Below are 3,407 nucleotides of genomic sequence, written 5' to 3' on the forward strand. Positions count from 1 at the left end.
ATGAACGGCATGCCGTAGCCATCGAGATTGGTGATCAGCAGATCGCCCATCCCCTCGGCATCGGGTCGATCGACCTCGACGACCACGTGATCGCTGAACAGGTGCAGATGCCCTGCGGGGCATTCATGCGCGATCATGCCGCCATCCCGAGAGCCGTATTCGTTGGCGATCGGGCAGGCAAAGGCCTCGGCGATGACCGCGCGCATGTGCGGCAACAGCATCTCGGAGGTGCAGGCGATCAGCTTGGGTGACCACTGGCGGTCCCAACGCGAGCCACCCGGGGAGTCGGCCTTGCCGGTCTCCAGGATGCGGCTTGCAATGCGATAGATGACGGTCGGATAGCCATAGATCAGGCGCGGCCGAAAGCGGTTCAGATCGCCGATGTAGCCATCGATCCGCTCGAGGGTGAGATTCGATGCCGACAACACCACCTGATTCAGCAGCCAGCGATCCTTGAGACGACGCAGCCGGTTTTGCCGCGAGAGTTCGATCGGCGAGCCCCAGAAATCGACCTGCCGATCGCCGGGCATGACGCCAAACCAAGTGCGCGCACGCAGTTTTTGCGCATTCAGGCAGGATTCGCGGTGCCTGTCGGTATAGAACACCAACGGCTCGCCAGTGGAGCCGCCGGTGCTATAGCGAATCAACCGCTTTTGCCAACCCTGGGCTGTGAGTTCATCGCCCCGCTCGCGCAAGGTGGCCCGCTCCAGGATCGGCAGACGCGCGAGATCGGCGATCTGGAAGTGGGCCGGGTTCAGGTCGCCGAGTTGCGCGAAAACCCGCTGGTAATAGGGCACATGTTGCTGACAATGGACGATGAGCCGGCGTAATTTCGCCAAGCGCGCGGCTTCCAGGGACTCTGAGGACAGTCGATCATGAGCGCGCAATGCGCGCCACTGGGCAATCGTGTCCCGACCGCGCAGCCGCTCGTGCAGCGGAAGCAGCAGATGCCGAGCCGCAAGCTCGCTCAGGCGCATCGCATCAGGCCCCTGCGCTGACGTCGAGACGCTTCAAGAAGCCATCGAACATCAGCAGCGACCACAATGCCGGGCTATGATCGCGCGCGCCATCGACATGCTGATCCACGAGTTGCTGAAGGAACACCATGTCGAACAAACCCGAGTCATGCATCCGCTCGCCCAACACCTGCTCGCGCAACCGCTCCCGCAACGGCCCTCGGAACCATTCGGCTACCGGCACCGAAAAGCCTTTCTTGCGCCGATACATAATCTCGTTGGGCAGATAGGGCTGCATGGCTTTTTTGAGCAGATACTTGCCCTCGCCGTCGCGGATCTTCAACGTCGGCGGCAGGCCCGAGATCCATTCGACCAGCGGATGATCCAGAATCGGCACCCGTACCTCCAGCGCATGGGCCATGCTGGCGCGATCGACCTTGGTCAGGATGTCGCCCGGCAGATAGGTCTTGAGATCCAGATATTGCACCAGCGACAGGGAATCATTGACCGGCGCGCGCGCGGCATGCTCGCGCAGCAGCTCGACGGCATTGTAGCCTTGCAGTTCGCGCCGAAAAGTCGGCGCGAACAACTGCGCGCGTAATTCGTCGCGCAGGATCGAGACGCCCTGGAAATACCCCTCCACCGAATCACGCGCGAGCGCCTGAAAGGTCGCCTTGGCGCGAAACACGCGCGGCGCCCAATCGGCCTTGGGATAGAGATTCGCGAGCGTGCCGAACAGCGATCGGCGCAGATTCAGCGGCAGCGGGCGGCGCAGACAGTCCTCGGCCAGATGATGGCGGTACCGCCGATAGCCGGCGAGATTCTCATCGCCGCCATCGCCGGACAGGGCCACCACCACCTTGCGCCGGGCCAGCTCGCAGACGCGGTAGGTCGGTAGCGCCGAGCTGTCGGCGAAGGGCTCGTCGTAGAGTTCGCCGAGACGGTCGAGCAGCGCGAAATCGTCGCTATCGACCTGCTCCTGATAATGATTGGTGGCGTAGCGCTGCGCCACCTGCTGGGCGTAGCGCGACTCGTCATAGGCGGGATCGGCAAAGCCGATCGAGCAGGTGCGCACCGGCTCGCGCGTGAGCCCGGCCATCATCGCCACCACCGCGCTGGAGTCGACGCCACCGGAGAGAAAGGCGCCGAGCGGCACCTCGGCGACCTGGCGCACCTGCACCGCCTCGCGCAGGCGCTCGATCAGCTCCCGCATCGCGCTGGCCTCGTCGAGCGGCGGCAGCGGGTCGAACGGCACGTCCCAATAGGCGCGCGGCGGCGGCAGCTCGCGCTGGCCCTGTTGCAGGCTCAGCACCTGCCCCGGCGGCAGCTTGTGTACGGCGCGGAAGATGCTGCGCGGCTCGGGCACATAGCCGTAGGCGAAGTAGTCCTCGATCGCCTGCGAATCCAGTGCCCGGGGCAGATCGGGATGCGCCATCAGCGCCTTGAGTTCGGAGGCGAAGAGCAACTGGCCATCGGGCAGCAGGCTGTAGTAGAGCGGCTTGATACCGAGCCGATCGCGCGCCAGGAACAGGGTCTGGCGGTTGCGATCCCAGAGGCCGAAGGCGAACATGCCACGAAAACGCTCGACGCAGGCCTCGCCCCACTCCTCCCAGGCGTGGACGATGACCTCGGTATCGCAGTGGGTGCGGAAGCGATGACCCGCCTGCTCGAGTTCCCTGGTCAAGGCGATGAAGTTGTAGATCTCGCCGTTGTAGGTGACGACGACGCTCTCGTCCTCGTTGAACAGCGGTTGCTGGCCGCTGGAGAGGTCGATGATCGACAGCCGGCGGTGCGCCAGCCCGAGCCCCGGTTCCAGATGCACCCCGCCCTCGTCCGGGCCGCGGTGGAATTGGGTCTGATTCATCGCTTCGAGCAGCGCGCGATCGATCGGACGCCGCTCGCGCAGATCGAAGATACCGGTGATGCCGCACATGACTAGTTACCTACTGCTGTCCTCATACTCATGGCGCGGTGCCACTCCGGAAGATCAACCGCTGGCGATGCACGGTCATGGCGCCCGCCCCAGCGCCTTGGCATAGACGCGCAGATAGCCCTGCACCATGGCCGCCAGGCTGAAGTCGCGCTCGGCCCGGGCGCGCGCGGCTTGGCCTTCGCGCTGGCGGCGCTCGGGATCGCTGACATAGTCGGCCAGTGCCGTCGCCAGCGCCTCGGGATCGCCTGCCGGCACCAGGCTGCCGGTGACACCAGGCTGCACCAAATCCGGATTGCCGCCGACCTCGGTGGCGATCACCGGCAGCCCGGTGGCCATGGCTTCGAGGATGGTATTACAGATGCCCTCGGCCAGCGAGGGCACCACGAACAGATCCATCGCGCGCATCAGCTCGGGCACATCGTCGCGCGATCCCGGCAGCCAGGCCTGCTCGGCCACGCCGGCCTCGGCCAGGATCGCGGCGGCGGCTTCGCGCAATGGGCCGTCTCCGACCAGCAGCA

The 3,407-nt window shown here is 65.2% G+C and carries 2 protein-coding genes and 1 pseudogene; all 3 read right to left on the bottom strand.

Annotation, left to right across the window (positions count from 1 at the left end):
- Window positions 1–839 (bottom strand): annotated as a pseudogene (locus tag ACLFQI_RS12700) (phenylacetate--CoA ligase family protein); the annotation flags it as partial.
- A gap of 142 nt (window positions 840–981) precedes the next feature.
- Complete coding sequence (locus ACLFQI_RS12705; protein ID WP_410759857.1) at window positions 982–2,889, bottom strand: XrtA/PEP-CTERM system amidotransferase; 1,908 nt, start codon at window positions 2,887–2,889, stop codon at window positions 982–984.
- Between the two features lie 75 nt (window positions 2,890–2,964).
- Window positions 2,965–3,407, bottom strand: a 443-nt coding sequence (locus ACLFQI_RS12710) for a glycosyltransferase (protein ID WP_410759859.1), incomplete at its 5' end; no start/stop codon positions are given.

Origin of the sequence: Halochromatium sp. (assembly GCF_046541315.1) — a bacterium.
In the GTDB taxonomy this organism is placed as follows: Bacteria; Pseudomonadota; Gammaproteobacteria; order Chromatiales; family Chromatiaceae; genus Lamprobacter.

Coding starts and splice junctions, on each gene's coding strand:
- ACLFQI_RS12705 (WP_410759857.1), bottom strand. CDS start 2,889: ATGTGCGGCATCACCGGTATCTTCGATCTGCGCGAGCGGCGTCCGATC.